Origin of the sequence: Paucisalibacillus globulus (genome assembly GCF_900184735.1) — a bacterium.
Taxonomy (GTDB): Bacteria; Bacillota; Bacilli; order Bacillales; family Amphibacillaceae; genus Ornithinibacillus; species Ornithinibacillus globulus_B.
This window is the reverse complement of sequence record NZ_LT855399.1, coordinates 163,109-187,803: the sequence shown is the minus strand read 5'-3', so window position 1 is coordinate 187,803 and position 24,695 is coordinate 163,109. Positions and strand designations below refer to the sequence as shown.

Annotated in this window: 26 protein-coding genes and 2 riboswitches; of the genes, 10 read left to right on the top strand and 16 right to left on the bottom strand. The window is 38.0% G+C overall.

Annotation, left to right across the window (positions count from 1 at the left end; all coding sequences use genetic code 11):
• The first annotated feature begins 42 nt into the window (after positions 1 to 42).
• Positions 43 to 144, top strand: a riboswitch (SAM riboswitch).
• Positions 145 to 235: 91 nt separating this feature from the next.
• The 6 genes from BN999_RS17570 (at position 236) to BN999_RS17550 (ending at position 6,000) form a co-directional block, all read left to right on the top strand.
• Positions 236 to 994: a cyclase family protein gene (locus BN999_RS17570; RefSeq protein WP_096273586.1), complete on the top strand. Its 759-nt coding sequence runs from the start codon at positions 236 to 238 to the stop codon at positions 992 to 994.
• 23 nt (positions 995 to 1,017) lie between these two features.
• Positions 1,018 to 2,121 carry a 5-methyltetrahydropteroyltriglutamate--homocysteine S-methyltransferase gene (locus BN999_RS17565; protein ID WP_096273584.1) on the top strand — a complete coding sequence of 368 codons (1,104 nt, stop codon included), beginning with the start codon at positions 1,018 to 1,020 and terminating at the stop codon, positions 2,119 to 2,121.
• Positions 2,122 to 2,362: 241 nt separating this feature from the next.
• On the top strand, positions 2,363 to 2,536 hold the full coding sequence (locus tag BN999_RS20790; protein WP_176482025.1) for a hypothetical protein: 174 nt from the start codon (positions 2,363 to 2,365) through the stop codon (positions 2,534 to 2,536).
• A gap of 105 nt (positions 2,537 to 2,641) precedes the next feature.
• Positions 2,642 to 3,799, top strand: a complete 1,158-nt coding sequence (locus tag BN999_RS17560; RefSeq protein ID WP_096273582.1) for a pyridoxal-phosphate-dependent aminotransferase family protein — start codon at positions 2,642 to 2,644, stop codon at positions 3,797 to 3,799.
• Positions 3,796 to 5,382 (top strand): phosphoglycerate dehydrogenase, encoded by a 1,587-nt coding sequence (gene serA, locus BN999_RS17555; protein ID WP_096273580.1) that lies wholly within the window; start codon positions 3,796 to 3,798, stop codon positions 5,380 to 5,382. Before BN999_RS17560 ends, serA begins: the two co-directional genes overlap by 4 nt.
• A gap of 21 nt (positions 5,383 to 5,403) precedes the next feature.
• The gene (locus BN999_RS17550) at positions 5,404 to 6,000 is read left to right on the top strand and encodes a hypothetical protein (RefSeq protein WP_096273578.1); all 597 of its coding nucleotides are present in this window, start codon (positions 5,404 to 5,406) and stop codon (positions 5,998 to 6,000) included.
• Positions 6,001 to 6,034: 34 nt separating this feature from the next.
• Here BN999_RS17550 and BN999_RS17545 read toward each other — a convergent pair whose 3' ends face one another.
• The 5 genes from BN999_RS17545 to BN999_RS17520 form a co-directional block, all read right to left on the bottom strand.
• Positions 6,035 to 6,814, bottom strand: a complete 780-nt coding sequence (locus BN999_RS17545; RefSeq protein WP_096273576.1) for an HAD family hydrolase — start codon at positions 6,812 to 6,814, stop codon at positions 6,035 to 6,037.
• A 9-nt stretch (positions 6,815 to 6,823) separates the two neighbouring features.
• On the bottom strand, positions 6,824 to 7,360 hold the full coding sequence (locus BN999_RS17540) for a nitroreductase family protein (RefSeq protein WP_096273574.1): 537 nt from the start codon (positions 7,358 to 7,360) through the stop codon (positions 6,824 to 6,826).
• A gap of 385 nt (positions 7,361 to 7,745) precedes the next feature.
• Entirely contained in the window at positions 7,746 to 8,342 is a 597-nt protein-coding gene (locus BN999_RS17530) for a short chain dehydrogenase (RefSeq protein ID WP_096273570.1), read from the bottom strand.
• A gap of 63 nt (positions 8,343 to 8,405) precedes the next feature.
• Positions 8,406 to 9,443, bottom strand: a complete 1,038-nt coding sequence (locus BN999_RS17525; RefSeq protein WP_373453639.1) for a S66 family peptidase — start codon at positions 9,441 to 9,443, stop codon at positions 8,406 to 8,408.
• An 88-nt stretch (positions 9,444 to 9,531) separates the two neighbouring features.
• Entirely contained in the window at positions 9,532 to 10,941 is a 1,410-nt protein-coding gene (locus BN999_RS17520) for a DHA2 family efflux MFS transporter permease subunit (RefSeq protein WP_096273567.1), read from the bottom strand.
• A 222-nt stretch (positions 10,942 to 11,163) separates the two neighbouring features.
• On the opposite strand from BN999_RS17520, the gene BN999_RS17515 reads away from it, so the two are divergent.
• On the top strand, positions 11,164 to 11,931 hold the full coding sequence (locus tag BN999_RS17515) for an NRDE family protein (protein WP_096273565.1): 768 nt from the start codon (positions 11,164 to 11,166) through the stop codon (positions 11,929 to 11,931).
• Between the two features lie 373 nt (positions 11,932 to 12,304).
• On the opposite strand, the gene BN999_RS17510 is transcribed toward BN999_RS17515, so the two are convergent.
• Complete coding sequence (locus BN999_RS17510) at positions 12,305 to 12,994, bottom strand: CBS domain-containing protein (protein WP_096273563.1); 690 nt, start codon at positions 12,992 to 12,994, stop codon at positions 12,305 to 12,307.
• A gap of 51 nt (positions 12,995 to 13,045) precedes the next feature.
• A complete protein-coding gene (csaA, locus tag BN999_RS17505) occupies positions 13,046 to 13,375 on the bottom strand; it encodes a chaperone CsaA (protein ID WP_096273561.1) in 330 nt (109 codons plus the stop codon).
• A 232-nt stretch (positions 13,376 to 13,607) separates the two neighbouring features.
• On the opposite strand from csaA, the gene pdxK reads away from it, so the two are divergent.
• Positions 13,608 to 14,426, top strand: a complete 819-nt coding sequence (pdxK, locus tag BN999_RS17500; protein WP_096273559.1) for a pyridoxine/pyridoxal/pyridoxamine kinase — start codon at positions 13,608 to 13,610, stop codon at positions 14,424 to 14,426.
• Positions 14,427 to 14,672: 246 nt separating this feature from the next.
• Here pdxK and BN999_RS17495 read toward each other — a convergent pair whose 3' ends face one another.
• The 8 genes from BN999_RS17495 to BN999_RS17460 form a co-directional block, all read right to left on the bottom strand.
• Complete coding sequence (locus BN999_RS17495) at positions 14,673 to 15,434, bottom strand: alpha/beta fold hydrolase (protein WP_096273557.1); 762 nt, start codon at positions 15,432 to 15,434, stop codon at positions 14,673 to 14,675.
• A gap of 179 nt (positions 15,435 to 15,613) precedes the next feature.
• Positions 15,614 to 16,900 (bottom strand): nucleobase:cation symporter-2 family protein, encoded by a 1,287-nt coding sequence (locus tag BN999_RS17490; protein ID WP_096273555.1) that lies wholly within the window; start codon positions 16,898 to 16,900, stop codon positions 15,614 to 15,616.
• A gap of 3 nt (positions 16,901 to 16,903) precedes the next feature.
• Complete coding sequence (locus BN999_RS17485; protein WP_096273553.1) at positions 16,904 to 17,479, bottom strand: xanthine phosphoribosyltransferase; 576 nt, start codon at positions 17,477 to 17,479, stop codon at positions 16,904 to 16,906.
• 169 nt (positions 17,480 to 17,648) lie between these two features.
• Positions 17,649 to 17,750: riboswitch (purine riboswitch) on the bottom strand.
• 116 nt (positions 17,751 to 17,866) lie between these two features.
• Positions 17,867 to 18,733 carry an RNA polymerase sigma factor SigJ gene (gene sigJ / locus BN999_RS17480; RefSeq protein ID WP_255247520.1) on the bottom strand — a complete coding sequence of 289 codons (867 nt, stop codon included), beginning with the start codon at positions 18,731 to 18,733 and terminating at the stop codon, positions 17,867 to 17,869.
• A 31-nt stretch (positions 18,734 to 18,764) separates the two neighbouring features.
• On the bottom strand, positions 18,765 to 19,940 hold the full coding sequence (locus tag BN999_RS17475) for an NAD(P)/FAD-dependent oxidoreductase (RefSeq protein ID WP_096273551.1): 1,176 nt from the start codon (positions 19,938 to 19,940) through the stop codon (positions 18,765 to 18,767).
• 189 nt (positions 19,941 to 20,129) lie between these two features.
• Positions 20,130 to 21,533: a S8 family serine peptidase gene (locus BN999_RS17470; protein ID WP_096273549.1), complete on the bottom strand. Its 1,404-nt coding sequence runs from the start codon at positions 21,531 to 21,533 to the stop codon at positions 20,130 to 20,132.
• Between the two features lie 167 nt (positions 21,534 to 21,700).
• Positions 21,701 to 22,399, bottom strand: coding sequence for an SRPBCC domain-containing protein (locus BN999_RS17465; RefSeq protein ID WP_176482024.1), 699 nt, complete (start codon positions 22,397 to 22,399; stop codon positions 21,701 to 21,703).
• Positions 22,386 to 22,712 carry a metalloregulator ArsR/SmtB family transcription factor gene (locus BN999_RS17460; RefSeq protein WP_096273545.1) on the bottom strand — a complete coding sequence of 109 codons (327 nt, stop codon included), beginning with the start codon at positions 22,710 to 22,712 and terminating at the stop codon, positions 22,386 to 22,388. The genes BN999_RS17465 and BN999_RS17460 overlap by 14 nt, the downstream gene beginning before the upstream one ends.
• A 167-nt stretch (positions 22,713 to 22,879) precedes the next feature.
• Here BN999_RS17460 and BN999_RS17455 point away from each other — a divergent pair, with 167 nt between their 5' ends.
• Both BN999_RS17455 and BN999_RS17450 read left to right on the top strand, forming a co-directional pair.
• Positions 22,880 to 23,314 carry a DUF6376 family protein gene (locus BN999_RS17455; protein ID WP_096273543.1) on the top strand — a complete coding sequence of 145 codons (435 nt, stop codon included), beginning with the start codon at positions 22,880 to 22,882 and terminating at the stop codon, positions 23,312 to 23,314.
• A gap of 271 nt (positions 23,315 to 23,585) precedes the next feature.
• Positions 23,586 to 24,149 carry a DUF6241 domain-containing protein gene (locus BN999_RS17450; RefSeq protein ID WP_096273541.1) on the top strand — a complete coding sequence of 188 codons (564 nt, stop codon included), beginning with the start codon at positions 23,586 to 23,588 and terminating at the stop codon, positions 24,147 to 24,149.
• 43 nt (positions 24,150 to 24,192) lie between these two features.
• On the opposite strand, the gene BN999_RS17445 is transcribed toward BN999_RS17450, so the two are convergent.
• Positions 24,193 to 24,645 carry a DinB family protein gene (locus BN999_RS17445; protein WP_096273540.1) on the bottom strand — a complete coding sequence of 151 codons (453 nt, stop codon included), beginning with the start codon at positions 24,643 to 24,645 and terminating at the stop codon, positions 24,193 to 24,195.
• Positions 24,646 to 24,695: the final 50 nt, after the last annotated feature.

Sequence of the window (24,695 nt, the reverse complement as noted above, 5' to 3'; positions counted from 1 at the left end):
TCAGAGTGGGGGTAAAGTAATGCTAACAATTAAATTACCGATTTCTTATCCAGAGAGGTGGAGGGACTGGCCCTTTGAAACCTCGGCAGCGGACTTATATGAGTACTGTGCCAATTCCAGAAGTGTAATGCTTGAAGATAAGAAGAGAACGTATCATTAATTATTGAGCGGAACCTCTTCTTATTTTTAGGAAGAGGTTTTTTAGTTGTTCAAATTAATGATGAGGTGATTCCAAATGACAAAAGAAAGCTTACTATCTTCAAACGAGTTATTGAAGGCGATTCAATTATTAAAGGAAAAAGAATGGGTTGATTTAACCCATTCTTTCGGTCCAGATTCTCCGCATTTCGCTGCATTTGAAGCAGCAGAATTCAAAACACTATTCACACATGACGATGGTTTTTTTGCCCAAAGCTTTACATTCCCTGGGCAATACGGGACACATCTTGATGCTCCAATACACTTTGTCCGAAACCAGCGATATCTCGATGACTTAGAGTTGAAAGAGTTAGTGTTACCACTAATTGTAATTGACAAATCAGAAGCAGTATCGCGTAATCATGACTTTACCCTATCCGTAGCTGATATTCTTACATTCGAAGAAGAATACGGCCGTATAGAAGCAGGTAGCTTCGTTGCTCTTAGAACGGACTGGAGTAAACGATGGCCAGACCATGAATTATTCAATAATAAGGATAAGGATGGAAACTCGCATGCTCCTGGTTGGGGATTAGAAGCATTAAAATTTCTCTTTGAAGAGAGGAAAATCAAGGCAGTCGGACATGAAACGTTTGATACTGATTCCGCTATTGACTATCAGCGAAATGGAGCCCTATTAGGAGAATACTATGTGTTAGAACAAGATACATACCAAGTGGAGTTACTAACCAATTTAGACAAAGTTCCCGCAAAAGGAGCGGTAATCTTTAACATTGTTCCAAAGGCTGAAAAAGCATCCGGATTCCCAGTACGCTCTTTTGCATTACTACCATAACTTAAAGAAAGAAGGAATATAGAATGAGCCAAAAAACGATTACAGCACCATTTAGAGCAGACCATGTAGGAAGTCTATTACGTCCAGAGAATCTATTAAAAGCTAGAGAAGACTATAAGAACGGAAACATCACAAAAAATGACTTACGTGCTGTTGAAACACAGGAATTAAAACGTATCGTCGAAAAGCAAATTGAGGTTGGATTAGAACTTGTTACTGACGGGGAGTTCCGTCGTTCATGGTGGCATATTGATTTTCTTGAAAACTTAAACGGGCTAGAAGGTTATGTACCTGAGCGCGGTATTCCATTTCAAGGTATAGAAACTGAACCCTATGACGTCCGCAATATCGGTAAAATATCATTTAATCCGGATCATCCGTTTTTGGAAGACTTTAAGATTTTCAATGAAATCGTAGATGGGCGTGCTGTTGCAAAACAAACCATTCCAAGCCCCAACCAATTATTCCATAGGGGAATACGTAATACTGCAGTTTATCCTTCTGTAGAGGAATATGCGAACGATATAGTTCAAACATACCGTGATGCATTGAAAGCATTTTATGATGCAGGTGTCCGCTACTTACAACTAGATGATGTCTATATTGCGGGGTTAAATGCTGACAGTCTAGTAGCTTATGAGCCAGATCTTTCACGCCAAGAATTAATTGATTTAGCTCTTCGTGTCATGAATGGTGTATTAGAGGAAAAACCTGAGGATTTATATGTAACTACTCACCTATGTCGTGGAAACTATGAATCTAGATGGGCATTTGAAGGAAGCTACGCACAAATTGCGCCCACCCTATTTGCTAAAGAAAAGGTAAATGGCTTTTTCTTAGAATATGATGATCATCGTTCTGGGGACTTTAAACCTTTAGAATACATCCCTAATGGGGGTGCTAAAGTCGTATTGGGATTAATAACATCAAAATTCGGGGAATTAGAAAACAAAGAATTGATTAAAGAACGCATACAAGAAGCAACTCAGTATGTACCTTTAGAACAGTTAGCTTTGAGCCCACAATGTGGATTCTCTTCTACCCATCACGGGAACAAGCTAACAGAAGAACAACAATGGGAAAAGTTAAAATTCATTGTAGATATTACAAAAGAAATATGGGGTTAAGTAGTTGGGGGGACTATCCCCCCAACCATTTTCTGCAACTACTTTCTATACAATATTCAATTTGTACTTCTAAAAAGGTAATTTCCCCTTTTTGTCCACTGCCCTTCCCCACTAAATTTTATACTCTTTAGGTAGAATAATAAGAATAAATAAAAAAACTATAAAATAATTCCCAGAACTTTGGTAAAATGGAAGATAATAATATTTTTTCTACATATCTATATTCAGGAGGAATCTCCCTATGTGGTATTGGATTGCAGCAATCATTGTTATATTAATCATAATAGAAGAAGGTCTATACTTCCTCTTTAATCGTTTAGCATTTAAAAAGCAACCAAAGAAACAATTACATGATACCCCCGAAGAAGAGTCTGCTTCACCAAAGCGACGACGTTTCAGACGACAAAAGCATTAGGTTTAAGCCTGATGTTTTTTTGTAGCTGGACGTGGCAGTTGCTACAAGTAAGCTTTATAAGCCCTAAACAAAGGCTAATGTCCAGATATAAAAGGAGTGAGTATCTTGTTACAAGACTATCAATTGCTACGGATTCCTGGCCCAACACCTATTCCACCAAGTGTTCAACAAGCCATGATGAAACCGATGACCGGCCATCGAGAACAGGACACAAAGGACCTACTTAAAAGAGTTCAACCACGACTAAAAAAAGTTTTCGGTACCGATGAAGATGTTGTCATCATTGCTGGTAGTGGAACTTCAGGACTGGAAGCAGCTGTAGTTAATACTGTTGCTGCAGGAGATGAAGTACTAGTTATTGTTACGGGTTCTTTCGGTGAACGATTTACTGAAATTTGCAAAGCTTACCATCTTCATGTTCATACTCTTCACTACGAATGGGGAAAGGCACTTATTCCAGAAGAAGTAGCATCTGTCCTTGCAGCCAACCCTTCTATTAAAGCAGTATTTGCAACCTATTGTGAAACTTCAACAGGAGTAATTAACCCAATTGAAGAGCTAGCAGCAACCATTAAACAATCTTCAGAAGCATTAGTCATCATTGATGGTGTATCTTGTGTTGGAGCAGTAGAAACAAAGCTGGATGAATGGGGAATCGATATCTGTGTTACAGGTTCTCAAAAAGCTCTTATGCTACCTCCTGGACTATGTTTCATTGCAGCTAGCAAAAAAGCTTGGAACATAATCGAAACTAACCAACAACCACGGTTCTACTTAGACTTAAGAAAATATCACCATACTTCCCTTGAATTCTCGACACCTTTTACACCAGCACTCTCATTACTTTACGGGTTAGAACAATCCCTTTCCTTATTAGAATTAGAAGGACTATCTCAAGTTTATAGAAGACATCAAATGATGAAACAAATGACTCGGGCTGCATTTAAGTCTCTTGGTATCCCGTTACTAACAACAGATATGTTTGCATCTCCAACCGTAACTGCAATAATACCGGATGGAGATGAACCAGATGCATTAAGGAAAGTCCTAAAACAAGATTTTGGGATTGTACTCGCTGGTGGGCAAAACAAATTAAAAGGGAAGATTTTCCGAATTGGTCATATGGGTTACTGTACTCCAGCAGATATCTTACAAATAATCAGTTGTATAGAGATTGGTCTGTTTAAAATCGGAACTATACAGGAGACAGGATTTGGCGTGATGGCTGCCCAGCAAGCATACCTACAGGGGGAAAGCATATGACATACCATATACTAATCTCTGATCCATTGAATGAGGATGGCATTCAACCGCTTCGAGCTGCTTCTAATGTGAATATTATGTTCCAGACCGAATGGACCACTGAGGAGTTGTTAAAGAATATCCATAAGTTCGATGCGTTAATTGTAAGAAGTCAAACCCAAGTTACTCGTAATTTGATTGAAAGAGCTACCAAATTAAAAATAATTGGTCGTGCTGGGGTCGGTGTGGATAATATCGATGTTGATGCTGCGACCGAAAAAGGAATTATCGTTGTCAATGCCCCGAACGGGAATACAAATTCTGCTGCCGAGCATACAGTGGCCATGCTCATGGCATTATCTAGAAAAATCCCACAAGCATACCTTGCTTTGAAACAGAAAAAATGGGAGCGAAAACATTATATTGGAGTTGAATTAAAGGGTAAAGTACTTGGTGTCATTGGTCTTGGTCGAATCGGTCGTGAAGTTGCTTATCGTGCAAGAGGTCAGCGCATGAATGTCATTGCATATGATCCATTCTTAACAAAGGAAAAAGCAGAGAAAATGGGAATTGAATATGGAACAGTTGATGATGTATTAAAGGTTGCAGACTTCATTACAGTCCATACCCCCTTACTAAAAGAAACAAAACATCTTCTTAATCGAGAAGCGTTCGAGAAAGTGAAAAAAGGTGTACAAATTATCAACTGTGCTCGGGGTGGCATTGTTGATGAAGATGCCTTGTACGAAGCAATTGTCTCTGGAAAAGTTGCAGGAGCTGCACTAGATGTTTTTGAGGAAGAACCCTTTTCCAATCACCCGCTCTTAGATTTACCTGAAGTCATTGCTACTCCACATCTAGGGGCAAGCACCATCGAAGCACAAGAAAATGTAGCGATTGATGTAAGTCAGGATATACTACGATTTTTCAACGGGGGAACGGTTAGAAATCCAGTTAATATGCCGTCACTGGATAGTGAATTACTTCAAAAGATAGAACCGTATTATCTCCTCGCAGAAAAGCTTGGAGAATTCCTCATTTATTTAACCGATGATGTAGTGGAAGAAATCACCATCTCTTATGCGGGTGAGTTAACTAATCAAGAACTATCTCCATTAAGCAGAAAAATAATAAAAGGGATGTTAAAAAGACATCTTGGTACACATGTCAATGAAGTGAATGCTCTTTTTCTTGCTGAAAAGAAAGGTATACAAATACATGAAAACAAGACTAATAAGAAAAAGGGATTCTCTAATCTTATTACCGTAAGTTTAAAAACAAAGAGCGGGGTCAGAACGGTAGCTGGGACCTTGCTAAGTGGGCTTGGTCCACGTATTGTAAGAGTCGATTATTACCGAGTGGATATCACTCCAGCAGGCCACATTATTGTCATGCACCATACCGATCAACCCGGAGTTATCGGGCGCATGGGAAGTTTGCTGGCCAAACACGAAATTAACATTGCCACCATGCAAGTTGATCGTTCTGATATGGGTGGAGATGCTATCATGATGCTTACCGTTGATAGACACATTGGAAATAATATTATGGAAGAACTTCTTTCCTTAGGAGATATACATTTTGTTAGAACAATAGACTTGTAGTTTTGATTGAGAGGGAATACTATGAAAGGTCAACGGTTTTATAAAGTAGTTTTTATTTTCATTTATATTGTCCTAGTCTGTACGATTTCCAGTACAGTTTTTGCTGCTATGGATCCTGTAGAGGTCGAAAAGAGAAATGCACAAGCACCCTATCAGATTTCCGGTAAAGTAACGTCAGATGTTTTACACAAAGATGTAACTGATAATAATAAGCACCCTCAACAAATAAGAAAAGTGACCTTAGAAATTTCAGACGTAATAAAAGCTCCGACCGAACTGGAGGAGAATAATACAGTAGAACTATTTTACCACTATATCCCATCTTGGGATGCTAGTGAATATGTTGGTGGAACAAGTGTCGATCTTGCCATTGGGGATGTGATTACCATTTCCCTTTCCAATGGCGAGTATGGATGGGAACCTACTATTGGTGGGAATTCCATTAAGCATATAACCTATTCGGAGGACAGGGTGGATTATATACCTGAACCATTTTTGCATAGGATTTCCGGTATGGTGAAAAGCTTAGGGAATACGAATACTGATGTATTGGTATTATGTGGTCTTGTTGCTATTTTAGGTTTGGCAATTTTTCGTGGTTTACGAAAAGCTATTTAGGATAATAATAGAAAAAATCTAGCATGATTCCATGCTAGATTTTCTTTATAATTGGAAGAAGTTCTCCCAATTGTTTAATCTCATAGGTTGGTTGAATATCCTTTATTTCCATCTGGTTACGATTGACCCAAACATTTTTCATTCCAATACGGTTAGAACCTAGAATATCCGTATTCAAATTATCTCCTACCATTATCGCTTGTTCCTTCGCCAAGTTGTTCCGTTCTAATATATACTGAAAAATCGAAGGATCCGGCTTTCCAATTCCAAAATCCCCAGATATAAGAATATCATCAAAATAAGCAACTAACTCAGAGGTAATTTCAAGCTTTGTATGTTGTAAAGAAGGGGATCCGTTCGTTAGCATTAATAATTGATAGTCCTTTTTAAGCTCTTGTAAAACATGAAAGGTATCATCAAATACGAAAGGAAGCTTTTTTCTAAAAATCGGGAATGCTTCTGCTAACTCTACAGCTAGCCCCGCGTCTTCTATCTGTAGAGCATGTAATCCTTCTTGCCATGTATTCTCTTGATATGTTAAAGCAATATCATGTAGAGCTTGGAATGCCTCTCCATCATCAAAGGTACCCCATAACCCTTCAAAGGCATTGATACCAATCTCTTGCGTAAAATTATATGTCTTATAGGAAGAATAAAGCTTTCTTGCATGCCTTCTTACTTGTTCCTCTAACAAGGCAGGATTAATAGTGTGCTTCTCAGCAGCTATTTCACAAGTTGCCTTAAACGCCTCCTGAATACTTTTCCTGTCATTTAACAGTGTATCATCCAAATCAAAGATAATGGCTTTTAACATCATACTCTCCTATTTTGATTGTTTTCCAAACTTTTCATAAAAGATAACTTCTTCTCTCGGAACATGTTTTTTCGGGCGTGGTGTCATTGCCGGATATCCGAGCCCAAGCACTGCAACAACTCGTTGCTCTTTTGGAAGGTTTATGAGTTCTCTAACATATCCCTCTCGCTTCTTAGACTCCTCAACATCTTCAGAATGGTAAACCGCACCAAATGCAGAACCAAGTCCTACCTCAACCGCTTCTAACCAAATGAAAGCACAGGCAAATGAAGCATCCTGTAACCAATACTTACTCACATCCGGTTTCCCAGTCACCACAATACCAGCCTGTGCTTCCTTTAACCATTTCATATAAGGAGTTGTTTCCGCTAACTTGTTTAACATATCCCTATCTTCTACCACGATCATATTCTTTGATGGAAGATTATTTCCTGTAGGTGCAAAAAGACCAGCATCCACAACCTTATCTAATATAACTTCAGGAATTGGCTTACTCTCAAACTTAGTAATCTCACGACGATCTTGAATAGCTTTGAAAACATCCATGTTATCTCCACCTTTCTTAATTTAAGTTTATCATAGATTGATGGGAGGTATGATGGGAATGGTTCATAGACTGGGATTGGGAACATGGTTCTCTTCTTTGGGCTCATGATCCCCGAGCGTGGGTACATGCTTTGCTTCCTCGGGGTCATGCTCACTGCGCTTGGGCACATGGTTCTCTTCTTCGGGCTCATACTCCTCCTGTTTGGGCACATACTTTGCTTTCTCGGGGCTATGCTCTTCGCTCAGGGGCGCATGGTTCTCTTCTTCGGGCTCATGCTCCCTGCTCGCGGTCGCATGATTCATCCGTATGTGCACAATCCTCCCTCAAGCAAAAAGACGTCAATGCAATCTACTCTGCCTTGACGTCGTTCTTAATCCTATCATTCTAGTATATCTCATAATTCTGCCCAGTTTGTGCTCCTTCCACACTCTTCTGAAAGGCTAGCGCCACACGACTAGCTGGAACTGGTGAAAAGCCTACGAAGTATTCTTCCAATCTAGCGAAGGATTCTTGTACTATGGTTGGGCTCACACTATTGATTCGGATTCCTCTAGGCATCTCGATTGATGCTGCTTTTACAAATGATTTCACACCACCATTAGCCATTGCAGCTGATGCTCCCATTCGGATTGGATCATCCATCATGACACCTGTTGTTAATGTAAAGCTACCACCATCATTAACATAATCTAAGCCTAGTAACACTAAGTTTATTTGGCCTTTTAGTTTACTTTCTATTCCTCGCTCATTTAATTCAGGAGTTAATTCCGATACCGAAGCAAAGTTTGCTCCACCGGCTGCATTTACCACAGCATCTACTTTTCCAACTTTCTCATACATTTGCTTGATGCTTTCCACTGATGTATTATCCACGGTAACATCTAATCCGTTACGCCCTGCCCGTATAATTTCATGATGTTTAAGTGCTTTACATATTTCACTACCAATAGTTCCACTGGCACCTACAACTAAGATCCTCATCGGCAATTCTCCTTTATTTTTTAAATACCTAATACTTCATAACTATGTTGGACAGTTTGGAAACTATTCCACCGCATGATCAATAATTGAAAAAGTCTTCTCATCACAATTAATTTCAGCCATTCTCCCATAAGGTAATATACATTTAGGCTCTGTATGGCCGAAGTTCATATTATATAAGAGTGGCAGGTTCTCAAGTTGATATTCAGTGAGCACCATGCTAATTTCTTTCTTGTATTCTTCATAATATTTTTCATGAATTGGCTTACCAAAAATGATTCCATTTACTTTCCCTAATATTCCTTGTGCCCCGTAGTTACGAAGCCAATACCGGACCATACTTGGTTCTGGTGTATCTTCTGATGTTTCAAAGAAAAGAATGCTATTTTCAAATATATTCGCTTCTGGCCAAATATTCGTTCCTTTCGCCATTTCGAGCACTTCTATACATCCACCTATTAAATGTCCTTGAGTACGACCTTTTCCCTGAAGTACCTCATAACCAGCATTAGGGTTCATAGTACGTATTCGGTCTTTATTAGACTCTTCCCAAGCGATAAATTCACTTGTCCACTCAGTTGCTGATTCTATGTTTCCTATTAATTGATTAGAAAACAAGGTTCTTTCAATCGCATGAACAGTGTATTCATGCATTGCTCCATTCTCTGCAAAATCTGTTAAGATAGCTGGTCCATAAAAGGATGAAACACCTGCTTTTAGACATATTAAATGCGTGATTGTCGTATCCGAAAATCCCATGAAGATCTTAGGGTTTTTACGAATGACATCAAAATCGATATATGGCAATAAACGAATACTATCATCCCCACCTATATTAGAAAAAATAGCTTTAATACTGGGATCAATAAATGCCTCCATTAAATCCTTTGCTCTAGCTTCGGGGTTTTGATAGAGAATATCAGAACCCTTTAAACTGTTAGGCATTGCCACTACTTCAAGGCCAAAATTTTCTCGTAAACGAGCAATTCCTTGTTCATACCGCCATCTTAAATCAGGGTCTCCTGCCCCACCCCACGACAAACTAATAGTGGCGACTTTATCTCCTCTTTTTAATTTCTCTGGTCGTTTTAACAATCTCATCCCCCCTCATACATTATATTTCGATATGGTGATGTCTTTTCCCTTTTTTAAAAAGAAGAAGCACTGAAAAAAATTCAGTGCTTCTCTCTTATCTTCTAGCTCTACGCGGATCATCATATTTAATAAAGAATGTGATTACCAACCCAATAACAGCGGTAATTCCTGCTACTGAGAATGCCATATTGACACCATGTATTGCTCCACTCAATCCTTCTTCAGGGATTGAAGTTGTTGTCATAATGGTAACAAGGAGTGCCGTACCAATTGCACCAGCAACCTGTCTGAACGTGTTATTCATGGCCGTACCATGTGGTAACATTTCTGGTGATAGTTGGTTAAGTCCAGCTGTGGTAACTGGCATCATCACCATTGCCACTCCTAACAAGCGAAAGGCATTAACGGTTGCAATATAAGTAAATGTCGTCTCCGTTGTTAAGATGGCAAACAAGAATGTTGTAGCCGTTACAAGAATTAACCCGATAAGGGATAGCCACTTTGCGCCGAACTTATCAAAGAGTCGACCAGTAATTGGGTTCATTATCCCCATAATAATTGCACCTGGTAATATAGCTAAGCCTGATTGCATCGGGGAGAATCCCAACATATCTTGCATCAGGAGCGGTAATATAACAGCCCCACCAATCATCGCAAGAAACACCGTCATTCCAAGAGCAGTAGTTAACGTAAATACTTTATCCTTAAATATCCGAAACTCGAGTATCGGTTGTTTAATCTTAAGTTGTCTCAAGATAAACCAAGTAAGTGTAGCTAAACCAACGACCATGGAAAGAATAACTTCCATACTTACCCAACCTGCAGAACCAGCCGTACTGAACGCAAATAATATACCACCGAAACCTAATGTTGATAAGATAATCGAAAGGATATCCAATTTGGGAAATGTTTGTTTAGTTACATTCTTTAATACAAAATAAGCTAGAATGATGTCAATTACAGCAATCGGTAACACGATGTAAAATAACCATCTCCAAGGATAATGTTCCACGATGTAACCTGACAGAGTTGGTCCTATTGCTGGAGCAAAGGCGATAATTAGCCCAAATAGCCCCATCGCAGAACCTCTTTTTTCTACAGGAAAGATTAAAAACATTACGGTTTGCATTAGAGGCATCATAACTCCAGCTCCCGCAGCCTGAAGTACTCTCCCCATTAGCAACGTGAAGAATTCAGGAGCAATCGCACAGAGTAGTGTACCGATAGCAAATGATCCCATTGCAAACAGAAATAATCCTCTCGTAGTGAATCGTGCAATTAAAAAAGCAGTAATAGGAATCATAATTCCGTTCACTAATAGAAAGATGGATTGCAACCATTGAACAGTAGAATCATCTATCTGAAAATCCGCTTTAATAACAGGTAACGCGGTTACTAACAGAGTTTGATTTAATATTGTGACGAAAGCTCCAGTTAGTAGTACAATGATAAGCGGAACTTTACGTATTGGTTCAGTCGGCTGAACTTCATGATGATGCACCATGTTTATATCCTTCTTTCTCTAATTACTCTTCTTTATTGATACCACAAGAACAATATTTTATGTCCATTACGTACTAGGAATGATAAATTCCAGGATAGGGTCCAATTATAGCAAAAAATACTTCGGTATACGAATCATTTAGCTCCATTTATCAAAGTACCTTTTAATGCTTTTTGAATTAAAACGCTTTATAATGAGTAAAAAAGGGGATCGATTATACTTATGTGCTTAATTCTTTTTCATTTACACGAACATACAAATTATAAATTAATCCTAGCTGCAAACCGAGATGAAGCATACAATCGTCCCACCGCACAGGCTAACTTCTGGCAAGATTATCCGAACATCTTAGCTGGTAGGGACTTAGAACAAATGGGGACATGGCTTGGAATTACAAAAAGTGGCAAAGTTGGAGCGTTAACGAATTATCGTGATCCCGCCCATATGAAACCTGGTAAACATTCACGCGGAGAAATAGTCACGAATTATTTAGCTCAAGGGGAAACTGCAGATAGCTTTTTACAATCGCTAAGTAGAAGAAAAGCTAATTATGTTGGTTTTAATGTACTCTTAGGAAGTCCAGACGAGCTGTTCTATTATAATAATATTAACGATACTGTAACAAAACTTGAACCTGGAACACATGGCCTAAGTAATCATTTTCTCGATACACCATGGCCAAAAGTCGAAACTGGCAAGCAGCGATTACAGAGCTATGTTAAAAACACAGATCATGTTGATCCGAATACACTGTTTTCTATTCTTGCTGATACAGAAGAAGCACCTGAGGAGTCTCTACCTGATACTGGCATCGGGTTAACACTAGAAAAAAAACTTTCCTCCCTATTTATAAACCTCCCAGATTACGGGACGCGTTGCTCAACCGTGTTAACTATAGACCGTCATGATAATGTGCTTTTTATGGAAAGAACCTATAAAGCTGGAGAATTCGTTGATGAAGTGAAATTTGAATTTAAGGCTAGTACATAACTAGAGACTGTTTTCATGCAGTTAGTTGTATTTGATAGAAACTGTGCGGTAATTTTTAACTTACACAGTTCCCTGGGGCGGGCGCATGTTCTGGGTTTTCGAGCACATGGTTCGTTGGGGCGGGCACATGCTTTGGATTTTCAGGCACATGGTTCTCTGGGGCGGGCACATGCTTTGGATTTTCGGGCACTTGGTACTTCGGGGCGGGCGCATGGTTCTTTGGTTTAGGCGAACCAAAATTTTTATGTTACCGCACAGTTTCTACCTACTATTTATTAGACTAAGCTAACAAAAAGCAACAATCTTTTAGAAAACTGTCTAACTTAAAAAGAAGTTCAAACGTCTGTCTCTGGTAACGTTTGAACTTCTATTACTATTTTATCCCCATGATATCCCAGGCTGTGATAATCCCAAGCAATTGATCATCTTTCTCACCATTTCCAGTAATGAGCAATGCATCTATGCGATTACCTTCACCAATTTTCTCCTTGAAAATCTCTACGGCTTGGTAGATAGAAGTGTCTTTGGAGATAATTTGGTGATTATTATCTTTTTGGTAAGGCATAATTTCTTCAATCGTTGTCTCTCGAATAGTGGTATCTTTATGTTTTGCAAGCCACTTGGTAATACCACTTTCGGTTATTAGCCCGGCAAATTCATTACCATTATAAACAGGGAATTTAGAGTACCCTTTTTCATGTATTGCATCTAATAGATTAGAGAGTGAATCTTTTAAATCAAATCGCTGTACCTTCTTCTCAAACGAAGGAATGACAAGCTGAGGACTTGTAATCTCCCTCTCAATCTGTTCAATTTGCTCCACAATCGAATCATGTGGCTCCGCTATTACAACTCCAGTATCAATACGATTATGTACAATGGCATTTCGTAGCTCTGCAAACTCTAATAACTCATCTTTATACCGGCGAACTACTGCATTGTATTTCGTTAGGATTCGAACCGATTTTGAAAACCCAATGCCCCTACTATTATTTAGTTCAGTATCCATTGCTTTGTCGATTCGATTAAAAGCTGTAATAAATCGTTCTGAGTTTTTTGGCATCTTAGAATCTCCTTTGTCCAAAACAGGAACTACAAAATTGTCCGCTGATTACTATGATATTTTTGTCCCATTCTCAACAATTTCATCTGGGCTTAGTAACACAACATCGTCTTCTCCTGGCATGCCTCCAAGGACAAGTACCTCCGATTTATATCCAGCAATTCTTCTTGGTGGAAAATTGACTACTGCTACCACTTGACGGCCAATCACTTTTTCCGGATTATAGCGCTTTGTGATTTGTGCCGATGATTGCTTCACACCCAATTCACCAAAGTCAATCTCCAATTTTATAGCTGGCTTTCGTGCTTCTTTGAAATCTTCTGCTTTCACAACAGTGCCAATACGCAAATCAAGCTTCATAAAGTCATCAATTGTTGCCATCCATCATACCCCCATCATTTTAAAAATAGCCTCCAATGCTTTATCTGCTATAACATGGAGGCGATCACTTTTTCTTCAGTATCTTCTATTATTACTATTGTACAAGCTCTTATACTTTTGATAAAGTATTTTGTTAGGGGAATCATAACCATCGAAGCTTTTATTCTTTATTTTGTAAAAAAAATGATTTATCCTAGTTAACGAGTAGGAATTATTTTAGGGGGTATTATACATGACAATGAAAAAGGCATTAACCCTAGCAGGATCAGATACTAGTGGCGGAGCAGGAATCCAGGCAGACCTAAAAACATTCCAGGAGCATGGCGTATATGGTATGAATGCACTTACTTCTATCGTGACCATGAATCCGAATGGGTGGAATCATGATGTTACAACGATTGATGTTGGCGTAGTGGAGAAACAGTTGGAGACTGCACTTTCCGTTGGCATCGATGCAATGAAGTCTGGTATGCTTGGAACTGTTGACGTTATCGAACTTGGTGCAAAGAAAATTAGAGAACATAACATTGATAAATATGTACTAGACCCTGTCATGGTATGTAAAGGGGAAGATGAATTACTATTACCTGAGAATACAGATGCAATGCGAGAAGTATTGCTTCCGTTATCCCTAGTAACAACACCAAACCTTTTTGAAGCTTGGCAACTCGCACAGACTTCTGGCCCAATTAAAACAATTAAGGATATGAAAGAAGCAGCTGTAAAAATCCATGAATTAGGCGCGAAGAATGTTGTTATAAAAGGCGGACGAGCTATTCAACATGAAAAAGCAGTTGACTTATTCTATGATGGTAAAGACTTTACACTACTTGAAAGTGACAAGATAGATACAACTTACAATCATGGTGCAGGATGCACATTCGCAGCCGCAATCACTGCAAACCTAGCAAACGGTGAGTCTGTAAAAGACGCTGTAATCCATGCGAAGAAATTTGTTTCCGCTGCAATTGAACATGGTTGGAAACTTAATGATTATGTAGGACCTGTCATGCACGGTGCTTATAATAAATTGAAACTTTCCGCTAAGTAAGGTAAGAACTTAGTGAGATAAATATTGAATCAATTAAAAACAACCCTATTCACCTTCTAATAGATTGAAGGGAATAGGGTTGTTTTTTTTGTTGTTTGTTTTGACCTGGAATTGTGTTTGAAATGCAGTAAAGCAGCTCTCTATTCCTCATTTGCACCTAAAATTAAGCTTGAAATAAAGAATAGATAATTAATCAAAAGAAAAAACCACAGCAACAAATCACACTGTGGTTAGCTTAAGGTTATCTTACTCTAAAAATAAATCTATTAATTCAATAAATGCTTCTTTTTCCTCCACGTTTGGAGCGTGTCCTGAATTTTCAAAGATGACAAACTGGGCGTTTGGTATATGCTCTGCAATCTCTCTACCATCTTCTGGTGGATTTAGCCCATCATGTCTCCCATTGATGACTAATGTTTTGGCAGTTACTTTATGTAATTCTGGGCGAAAATCAAATTCTGCTAGGGCATTAGCTGCACTTTCTTGTTGCTCCCCAGTTAATCCACCTGGAATACCTTGAAGCCATTTTCCAACTGTTTGTAAATCATGGAAGATATGTGAAGCTAACTTACCCATTTGTTCTTCAAAGGTAAGACCTTTTAATTCGTCTGCATGTTTTCCTAATAAACTAGTGGATGAATCTTTTGCATGTGAATTCCCAGAAACTAGAATTAACTTATTCACGCGATCAGGTATTGCAATTGCTACACCCTGAGCAACATAGGTACCCATTGACATACCAAATAGCGTTGCTTTTTCAATCCCGAACTCATCCATAAAAGCGATCACATCTTGGATATGGTCATCTAGTGTATAAGCTAGTGGCTTGTCCGATTTTCCATGTCCACGAGAATCAATTCCAATCACGCGAAATCGATCCTTCAAATAGTCCATTTCTTGTTTAAGCATCAGATGATTGCTAGTTAATCCATGGAGAAAAATAATCACTTCTCCATTTCCTGCATCCTCATAGTAAAGTTTAATCCCATTTACTAACACTTTTGGCATCATGTTACCTCCAAATGAAATGATACATTCATTATAACAAAAGAATGATGCAAGGTATGCTTTGGAAATAGAAATAGTCAAAATAGTACGTCTTTACAAGAAATATTCTAGTAATTAGCAAGGGAGGAGTAAATACGAATGATTTACTCCTCCTCCTCTAAAGTTACCGATTCTTCAGGTTAAGCTTCTTTCTCTTGCAAAATAGCAACCGTTTGTTTAGATGGTAGCATATTAAAGATAATATTTAATGCAATCGCAGTAAGACTTCCCGCTACAATACCATTGCTTGTTAGAATTTGAATCCCATTAGGAAGCTGAGCAAATAATTCCGGAACAACTGTAACGCCCAATCCCATTCCAACAGAACAAGCAACAATCATAGAGTTCCCATTAGACTTTCCAATTTCCTTGCTTAACATTTTTATCCCTTGAGAAATAACCATACCGAACATCGCAATACACGCTCCACCTAATACTGGAGTTGGGATAATTGTGGTAAGTGCAGCAATCTTAGGAATAAATCCTAATACTACTAGCATGCCTCCTGCAATCATAACAACCTTTCTCGTTTTCACCCCTGTAAGCTGAACTAATCCAACGTTTTGTGAAAAAGCTGTATATTGAAGGGCATTGAAAAAACCACCGATAAAAATCGCTAATCCTTCTGCTCGATATCCCTTGGAAAGATCACGTTCAGATAGTTTTCTATCCGTCATATCACTTAACGCGAAATATACTCCTGTTGACTCTACTAGAGAAACCATTGCAACCAGTGTCAACGTTAAAATGGCCGACCATTCAAATGTAGGCATTCCAAAGTAAAATAATTCGGGTAAACGAAAATATGATGCCTCGCCTACTGCAGTGAAATCAACCTTTCCCATAATGGTTGCAGCAATTGTACCAATGACTAATCCAATTAAAATAGAAATTGAGCGGATAAAACCTTTAGAAAAACGATATAACAAAATAATAAACAACAACGTTCCAAAACCTAATGCGATATTAGCTAAAGATCCAAAGTCGCTTGCACCTTGGCCACCACCAAGGTCATTAATAGCAACAGGAATTAAGGTAACACCAATTATGGTAACAACTGTTCCCGTCACAATCGGAGGGAAGAAGCGTACAAGTTTGCCGAAGAATCCACTAATCAGTACAACAATTAACCCAGAAACTATAATGGCACCATACATGGCATTAATGCCGTACTCCCCACCAATAGCAATCATAGGTCCAACAGCAGTGAACGTACAACCAAGCACTACAGGTAACCCAATTCCGAAGAATCGATTTGAAACCACTTGTAACAATGTTGCAATCCCACACATTAAAATATCAATTGCAACTAAATAAGTAAGCTGTTCTGCTGTTAAACCAAGCGATCCACCGATAATAAGCGGTACTAAGATAGCACCTGCATACATTGCTAAAATATGTTGAATTCCTAGTGTTACATTTTTCATAGGTTATTCCTCCCGAAAAGTAATTTGATTATGTTGTAAGGATTCTATAATTGCTAACGACTCTACACGAACTCCTTGTTCCCTGAGTAAGTCTCCACCAGCCTGAAATCCTTTTTCAATCACTATTCCTACTCCAGTAAGCGTTGCTTTAGCTTGTTTAATAATCTCCATTAGACCTCGAACAGCCTGACCATTTGCCAAAAAGTCATCAATAACCAAAACGATATCCTCTTCATTGAGATATTCCTTCGATACGGAAATCTCATTTGTTTCTTTTTTCGTAAATGAATGTACTTTGGCAGTTAAAAGATCGTCTACTAAAGTTAGTGATTTTCTTTTTCGTGCAAACACAACTGGAACACCCAGTTCTAGCCCTATCATGATAGCAGGTGGGATACCAGAAGACTCAATGGTAAGGACTTTTGTAATGCCTGCTTCTTTAAATCTATCCGCGAATTCTCTGCCAATTTGCTTCATAAGTTCAGGATCAATCTGGTGATTTAAAAATGAATCCACTTTTAGGACATCCTCCGACAATACCTTACCTTTTTCCATAATGACCTGTTTTAATAGTTCCATAGAATCCTACCTTTCCAGCTCAATAAACCATTAGTTATTACATATGGTCATGAATAAATTAGTTATCAAACAAAAAAAGCTCGAAAATATGCTTCTCCCTATGAAGAAAGCATATTTTCGAGCAAAATGGTTGTCGAAAAATAGAATGAACTACACCTATAAGATGTAACATCATTCCGATACTTTTCATAGTCAGCTCATTTACGGTAAGCTGGTAGAAACTTGCAGGCCATATCCCCGCGATTATATGAAAATAGTATTTAATTGTTTTTTAGTATACCGATATATGTTGGTAAAATCAACCCTAATTCCGAATAAAAAAAGATTCTGATAGTTACATTGTATAGATTTGGTAAAATATACCCTGTTTTCCATAGATAAATCTGCTTATTCCAGTTGCTTTCTTAACATTTCAAGTTTATCTGGATTTCGAATAAAGTAGATATTGCTAATTTTATTCATCTCCATGTTGAACAATGCCAATAGAATAACATCTTTTCCAGAGCGAACCATGATGCCCTCTTCCCCATTTACTATAACCTTTTCTATGCGAGCATCTAATCCAAATTTAGGCAGGCGTTTTAATAATCCACCAAGGAACCTGAGAACCTTCTCTGGAGTTTGAATAGGATGGATAGCTGCTGGAACTTTACCGCCACCATCCGAGATTACCGTTATATCTTCTGCAAGAAGTGGCAGGAGTTTTTCAACTTCCCCCTCTTTAAGCGCCATGAGCAATTCATTCATCCACTTGTTATCAGGTTGGATTCTAGTGGTTTCTTTTTCACCTAGCTTGAACCTAGCCCTGCTAAATATTTTTCTGCAGTTAACTTCACTCTTATCTACCAAGCTTGCAATAGTACGGTAATCAAATGCGTATGCCTCTTTTAGTAGAAATACCGCCCGTTCTATGGGGGTTAGCTGTTCCATCAGGACTAGCATTGCATAGGATAACATATCATTCTCCACGACAACATCACTAATATCATCCGAAATAATAATAGGTTCCGGCAACCAAGTCCCCACATACTGTTCTCTCTTTTTCCGTGCAGATTGTAAATAATCCAGGCATTGATTTGTCACCATCTTACAAAGATATGCTTTTGGCCTATCTAACTTTTCCATATCAATGTCATGAAGCTTAACAAATACATCTTGAACAAGGTCTTCCGAATCAGCGGTAGTCCCCGTTAATTGATAGGCTAGTGTAAAAAGTAATGGCTTATATTGGTCATACAGTACATCAATTTCCATACACCTCACACGCTCGCTTCCCATTTTTCTTCTATTTTACCAAACTTGCAATATCCCAAGTTATCTTTCTAATCCAATAGCCAAGTTTTCCAGACAGATAGATGTTTAGATTTGGAAGGTTCACCCAGACTAATCCTTGCTTTTCACCTAGGCCAAAGCAGTATGTTGTTAATGGTGTTTTATGGATGGGAGCCCTTTTATGATGAATATCCGCTCTCATGATTTTACCTAGCCTTCTAGCTTGAATGGTAGCTTCCTTACAAGTCATTCGATCTTCTATACCAGTCCTAGGGTCAACAATCCGCGCGCAATCACCAATACTATATATCCCCTCCGTCCCAACAACCCGATAAGAATCATCTACGAAAACCCTACCATCCGTTGTCAGTGAAATATCCCAATTTGATACTTTTGGGTTCGGGACTAATCCAATGGTCCAAACACTTAAGCCAGATAGAATCCTTCGCCCAGTATTCAAATCTATAATTCCATCATTCACTCGTTCTACCCTTGTATGATGCAAAACCTTTACACCCATTTTCACAAGTCTGCTCTCTAGCTTCTTTCCCAACTTACCTGGACCTTTCGTGAATAGATTGTTGCTAGAATTAATTAGAAACACCTGAATATCTGTTGGATCCAAATCCATACTTTTGGCAACTGTCTTCATTTGTTCCGCCAATGCTGCAGAAGTTTCAATTCCACTTATACCTGCCCCAATTACGGTTGCAGTCATTAATTTCTTCTTTTCTTCAAGACAAGTTGCTTTTGAGGCTAGTTTTAAATTCTCATTCCATTGCTTATAGATATGCTCAGCATTTTCGGGGCTTGAAAGAGATATGCCTCCATGAGCCGAATTAACTTGTTGAAAACTACTACCAATAGCTATTACTGCCTTATCATACTTTAGTTTTGACTCTTCCTTCCGGTTGTTTAGAATGATGATTGTTTTTTCTTCCTTATTGATGCTCGTTACGACTCCTTGGACAACCTCTACACCAGATGGGAAAATTCGTTTCCAAGGTATTTTAATATCTTCCTTTCCAACTGCTGGTTTAAAAAGAAGTACCTTTTTAACATGATAAGGATTGGGATCTATTAATATGATTCGTATTGATATTTTTCTTCCGATATTTTTCTGTATAGACTTTATCGTATGAATTCCTGCATACCCGCCGCCTATAACAACACAAGTATATTTATTCATTTTGCCAACTCCATTCCACTTTTACTTATAGAACGAATCAGTAAATGAAATTGTGACTAGAAAACTTGTCGTTCATAAGATTTTAGGAATATGCTTTAGTTACCACTAACGTAGACGGGAAAGATTTAAATTCTTTCCTACTTAAAAAAAGGATAAGAGGAATTTCCCCTTATCCATTATTTCTAAATATTAGTGCGCGAAGGCCGATTCCACCGCATTATACGCATTTACATAGCCTGCGCCAGCTTCCCAAGCTTCATACCCTGGCATATCAGTAGCAGTCTGTTGTAAAATCCCCTTCACTTCTGCAGGTGTGAGGGTTGGATTTGCTTCAAGCATAAGAGCCACAATACCAGCAACGTGCGGTGTTGCCATCGATGTACCGCTCATTGTTGTATAAAACGGTAAATGCTGTGGAGCAATTAGAGCCAGATCCGTTGTAGTAGCTAATAACGGAAGCGGCGATACTCCACGAGCTGAAATAACATCCACACCAGGTGCTGTTATAGTTGGCTCATCTTTCCACTCCCAAGTTTCACCATCGATAACAAACGTTCCTCCAACACCAGCTGTACCACGAGATGAAAAGTCTGCTAATGTCAATCCGTCTTTATTTCCTGCTGCTACGGATATGACCCAAGGTGCTTTGGCATATGGATTATGCGTATTTTCCCCAGGTCCTTCATTTCCAGCAGCAAATAGTACTGTAATGCCAGCATCATATGCCTTTTTACTAGCTATATTAATCGGATCATTTGGATCAAATTCACCAGAAGCTCCCCATGAGTTCGTGATTACTTTAATGTTATATTCATCTTTATGCTCAATCGCATAGTCAAATCCCCCAAGACCATCCAGCATCAGAATGGCAGCGCCAGAACCATAGCCGATCAAATTCGCTCCAGGTGCAACACCTTCGTACTTACCACCTGAAAGCTCACCTGATCCTCCAACTGTAGCCGCAACATGTGTCCCGTGTCCGGAAAGCACATCAGTACTTGGTACATTTTCCAAATAAGTTACTGGTAAAAGCCCAGGTGCAAGGGCACCCAAATTAACATTAGCAGCAACATTTTGCACTAAATTATCCCCATATTGAACATCCATGTGAAGTCCATCCACCCCACTGTCATTCACAACAACACCAACACCTTCACCAGTAACTGGAAGACCACCATTTTGATTGGTCATGTTGGCATCATTTCTAACATCCATAACACCAGTGATATTACGGGAATCTTCATTGAAATACTCCATTTTTCTATTTAAGTATATAGACTTAACAGAGTCATCGTTTTGCAATGCTTCAATTTGAGATTCGGTTAAAACCGTTCCCACCATCGGTAAAGAGGAAAGGGATATTCCTTTTGAAATGCCTAGACTTTCTAATAAATTAAAGTTTGATGCGGTTGGTTCATCATCCCCCTCAAACGTTATAATAACCTGATATTGACTTAAGCCTTTAGATAGTTCATCAATCAAAGCTGGTCCAAGTTTTGATAAATCTAACTTAGCATCAGCATCTTTTGTGTTCATAGAAAAAAATAGGGCTATAACACCAATCATCATTCCAACTTTAATAAGTTTCTTCATCCATTCTCCTCCTACGTATAAAATATTCACACTATTAAGTATGGAGAATGAATAAGAATCTGGCTATCCACCATTAGTATTAAAAGTGTTTTACATGACATACTTTCGTAACGATTCTTTTGTATCCTTTTACATTATTAGTGGTTCCTCCGACCAAGGATTTTATCTTAATATGTAACAGGATATGGTTCTACCAAACATTCTATTTCCAATTCTAGCGTATCACGTAATACCCTTAACAAAACAAATTCATGGACAGTCTCTCCGTTTAGTCCTGTTTCAAATGAATCATAACCGCTTATCTTAATATTATTTAGGTGTGTGATGATATCGCCTGGCTTTAATCCAGCTTTTTCAGCAGCGGTTCCTTCTTTAATAGTCAATACCTTCGTACCGGTTACCGTTTGTTCTGTCGTATGCGTAATACCAATCCATGCTCTCCACAGTTTCTCACGAACATCTAGTCCCAATTCATATACACTTTTAAGATTATCTAGAAATTGTCCTGTTCCAAATAACATATTTTCTTTTATCGAATCATTCATTTCCGCAATAAAGGAAGCTTGGTATTCGATAGAAACTTTGACTCCATTTTCTACTTGTTTTAATTCAGTAATCGTTCTAAAATCTCCATCGGACCCTTGTAAGACAAAACGTTCCATCGGTTCAATTTCGGTATATATCCCTTCTGATGTAGAACCCCATCCATGGTTCATGAAACCTTTTCCACCAACCCTGAAATCAATTGATGCTTCCTTCGTATACCACTTGTTCAAATGCTCTTCTTTCGTTAATGCAATCCAAACCTTCTCCAGTGGTGCATTTACTACAACTTCTCGTTTAACGGAATCTTTAACTTTTGTCATGTCGCTCTTCTCCCTTTTCCACATAATTTTTCAAACTTTCGAGCTGATCATCCAGTAAATCTCCGATGTACTTTAGCATCTCTTGGTAGGCAATTTGTAGTGATTCTTGATTCAAGGTGTAAATACGATACTTTCCTTGAATGGTTGCTGAAACAATGTTTTCTTCCAATAAAATGGTTAAATGCTTCTTAATGGCTGGTTGAGAGATATCGAATGCCTCAACTATTTCTTTTTGTGTTCGATCTGCATCTTTAAGCATGTTAAGGATCTGTCTTCTTGTTGGATCTCCTAATGCACGGTAAACGTCAGACATTTTATTCTCTCACCTCATTGTATAACCAAATGGTTATATGTAATATAACAAGTATCTTTTCGTTCGTCAAGAAATTTTTGGAAAATTAAATAGACATTCCTAACAAGACATCTAATCTCTCACATGTTATGCTTACATCAAGGAAATTTTATAGAAGGAGATCCTATATGAAGAAAATTATTTTCTTACTTATGTTATCAACTATAATCTTCATTTCTGGTTGTGGAATATTAGAAGAAACACAAAATACACTGAATTACGCTACAGAGGCAACAGAATATGTAAATGAAATGAGTACGTATGGTGAGGAAGTTCAATCCTTATTAAATGAGGGAAATGTAGATATTGCTGAGGTTGAGACTACATTAACGGAATTAGAAGGCACCGTCGAGGAATTTAATAAAATTGAAGTACCTGCAATAGCAGAAGGGATCCATAATGACATCTTAGCAAATAATGAAAAACTTCTTGATATGATTAATCAAGTACAAGAGAATGGCGAAATTGCAATTGATGAATTAAAGAATTCTGAGATATTCCAAACAATAGAAAGTATCACTAACTTTATGAATCAAATTGAACAGTTAGGGTTCGAATCCTAAAATAATTTAATACATGCTATAAAAAAGGAGCTATTAGGCTCCTTTTTTAGTTTCCTCTTCTTCTAGACACCCACTAATAATCCCTTCCTTTTGCCAAGATTTATAGCAAAAAAAACTTTAAGTACGAATAAAACAAAATAAACTTTATGAATATAAAATTGCGTACAAATATGATTAATAGTAACATGGATGTGAAATGGTAAAATAATGGTAGAAACATAGATTGTCTATTATTATTTGTTGGAAAAGGTACCAGGGGGAAATAAATAGCATGGTTAAGAAAATTATGGTGCCAATTATCATAATTGGTTTAATTGCACTTATAGGGTTTATCGGTTGGTCTTTTTACCAGGAAATAGGTACGAACAAACCGGTTGAGGCCTTATTAGAGGATGAAACAACTGAAGAAGAAAAAGATACCAATAGTAAACCAACCGTTAGAAAAGGAGTTAATCCATTTGGTGATGTCATATCTAAAAAAGGATTAGATAGAAAAATTGTACTAGAGTATATTCATTATATGTCACACCAAAAAGTCGACGCTAAAGCTAAATGGGGATTCTTCGAGATGACGGAGGAACGCATTAATTGGTTACATGATGCTGTTCAAAAATATAATAATCAAATAGGACTAACTAAAGCAGAAGTAGCTATTTTAGATCGTTGGGCGAAGGGTGACTTTTCTAATATTATCTATGATCATAATTTAGTACATAAAGTAGTCTCCTCGGAAGGCATCGCTGTAGAAGGCGGGAGAGCTACAGGTGTTTTAAGTGAAAAAGAAGAAAAGGCCTACATAGAAAACACTACAGAAATGGACGAGGTTAGAAATTAACCTTAGTCCATTTCTTGATTCAGATGATAAATCAACCATTTAACTATGCGTTATTTAATTTCTCATTAATTTGTTTAACATGATGCTTATCATGTTTTAAGAAAATAGTTGTAAAACTTTCTCTTGAGTACTGACGCTTGCCTTTTCCTATAAAAAATCTTGTATCCTCAGGAATGGCAGCTAAACTCTCTACTAATTGTCTTCTAGTCTCCACAAATAAATCTATGATGTTTCCCACTGATTTATCACGCAGATAATGAATCCCCTCTTCATTATGAAGGTCATGATCAGGAAACTCTGGTAACCTTACCCCGTCACTCATTTTAGGGACCATCTCTTCTAAATTAAATTTATCCCAATAATAGAGATGTCCAATAATTTCACGAGTTGACCACTTTCCACTCCTTATTGGTTCAGTCAGCTTAGATTCTTCCACCTCTTTTAGGATAAGTATCTCTTCCATTGTTTTACTGAATTGATTTAACGTTTTATTCATATAGTTATCCTCTTTTCCAAGTATACTTTTACTAAAATTCTATATTATTG

Coding starts and splice junctions, on each gene's coding strand:
- BN999_RS17485 (WP_096273553.1), bottom strand. CDS start 17,479: ATGGAACTATTAAAACAGGTCATTATGGAAAAAGGTAAGGTATTGTCG.
- BN999_RS17445 (WP_096273540.1), bottom strand. CDS start 24,645: ATGAATAAAACGTTAAATCAATTCAGTAAAACAATGGAAGAGATACTT.
- BN999_RS17495 (WP_096273557.1), bottom strand. CDS start 15,434: ATGCCAAAAGTGTTAGTAAATGGGATTAAACTTTACTATGAGGATGCA.
- BN999_RS17470 (WP_096273549.1), bottom strand. CDS start 21,533: ATGAAGAAACTTATTAAAGTTGGAATGATGATTGGTGTTATAGCCCTA.
- BN999_RS17460 (WP_096273545.1), bottom strand. CDS start 22,712: ATGTCTGACGTTTACCGTGCATTAGGAGATCCAACAAGAAGACAGATC.
- BN999_RS17525 (WP_373453639.1), bottom strand. CDS start 9,443: ATGAGATTGTTAAAACGACCAGAGAAATTAAAAAGAGGAGATAAAGTC.
- serA (WP_096273580.1), top strand. CDS start 3,796: ATGACATACCATATACTAATCTCTGATCCATTGAATGAGGATGGCATT.
- BN999_RS17450 (WP_096273541.1), top strand. CDS start 23,586: ATGGTTAAGAAAATTATGGTGCCAATTATCATAATTGGTTTAATTGCA.
- BN999_RS17530 (WP_096273570.1), bottom strand. CDS start 8,342: ATGAGGATCTTAGTTGTAGGTGCCAGTGGAACTATTGGTAGTGAAATA.
- BN999_RS17570 (WP_096273586.1), top strand. CDS start 236: ATGACAAAAGAAAGCTTACTATCTTCAAACGAGTTATTGAAGGCGATT.
- BN999_RS17510 (WP_096273563.1), bottom strand. CDS start 12,994: ATGCCAAAAAACTCAGAACGATTTATTACAGCTTTTAATCGAATCGAC.
- BN999_RS17540 (WP_096273574.1), bottom strand. CDS start 7,360: ATGGATGTTTTCAAAGCTATTCAAGATCGTCGTGAGATTACTAAGTTT.
- BN999_RS17475 (WP_096273551.1), bottom strand. CDS start 19,940: ATGAATAAATATACTTGTGTTGTTATAGGCGGCGGGTATGCAGGAATT.
- BN999_RS17490 (WP_096273555.1), bottom strand. CDS start 16,900: ATGAAAAATGTAACACTAGGAATTCAACATATTTTAGCAATGTATGCA.
- BN999_RS17455 (WP_096273543.1), top strand. CDS start 22,880: ATGAAGAAAATTATTTTCTTACTTATGTTATCAACTATAATCTTCATT.
- BN999_RS17465 (WP_176482024.1), bottom strand. CDS start 22,399: ATGACAAAAGTTAAAGATTCCGTTAAACGAGAAGTTGTAGTAAATGCA.
- BN999_RS17545 (WP_096273576.1), bottom strand. CDS start 6,814: ATGTTAAAAGCCATTATCTTTGATTTGGATGATACACTGTTAAATGAC.
- BN999_RS17550 (WP_096273578.1), top strand. CDS start 5,404: ATGAAAGGTCAACGGTTTTATAAAGTAGTTTTTATTTTCATTTATATT.
- csaA (WP_096273561.1), bottom strand. CDS start 13,375: ATGGCAACAATTGATGACTTTATGAAGCTTGATTTGCGTATTGGCACT.
- sigJ (WP_255247520.1), bottom strand. CDS start 18,733: ATGGAAATTGATGTACTGTATGACCAATATAAGCCATTACTTTTTACA.
- BN999_RS17515 (WP_096273565.1), top strand. CDS start 11,164: ATGTGCTTAATTCTTTTTCATTTACACGAACATACAAATTATAAATTA.
- pdxK (WP_096273559.1), top strand. CDS start 13,608: ATGACAATGAAAAAGGCATTAACCCTAGCAGGATCAGATACTAGTGGC.
- BN999_RS17520 (WP_096273567.1), bottom strand. CDS start 10,941: ATGGTGCATCATCATGAAGTTCAGCCGACTGAACCAATACGTAAAGTT.
- BN999_RS17565 (WP_096273584.1), top strand. CDS start 1,018: ATGAGCCAAAAAACGATTACAGCACCATTTAGAGCAGACCATGTAGGA.
- BN999_RS20790 (WP_176482025.1), top strand. CDS start 2,363: ATGTGGTATTGGATTGCAGCAATCATTGTTATATTAATCATAATAGAA.